The organism is Ligilactobacillus salitolerans (assembly GCF_003864415.1).
Taxonomy (GTDB): domain Bacteria; phylum Bacillota; class Bacilli; order Lactobacillales; family Lactobacillaceae; genus Ligilactobacillus; species Ligilactobacillus salitolerans.
Map to the genome: position 1 here is coordinate 1 of NZ_BFFP01000110.1, position 451 is coordinate 451.

The window sequence follows — 451 nt, forward strand, 5'->3', positions numbered from 1 at the left end:
TCAAAGGCAATATCTTGTGGCAGCCAAGTATACCTGGGCTTAAAATAACTTGCCATTTCTTGTCCAAAACGCATGACGGACATGGTGGAAATCCCGTGTTCTTCGGCAATATCTGCTTGAGTACGGTTATTATTAAGTTGCATGATTGAGTGGTATTTAACATCCTTCGAAATTTGAGCATTGGGCTCAACATCTTGGACGTCAGAAATCTTGGTAACAATTTTGGGACAGTCTGGTGAATCCGGGCAGATAAACTTCTGCTTGCGGATCGAGAAAACATTGAGGACTCCGCCTGAAGGTAGACCAACAATGTGGACTGTTTTAAAGCCGTTTTTTCGCATTGTCTGCCCACACTTAGGACACAAGCAGGAATAAGTTTGTAAGAGATGAATAAAGCGAGCGGGTTGGTTATGGTAGATTTTATACTGATCTTCAAGCTTAGGGTCTTCAA

The 451-nt window shown here is 42.4% G+C and carries 1 pseudogene; it reads right to left on the minus strand.

The features are described 5' to 3' along the window. A pseudogene (locus LFYK43_RS12285) lies at positions 1-451 on the minus strand (transposase family protein); the annotation flags it as partial.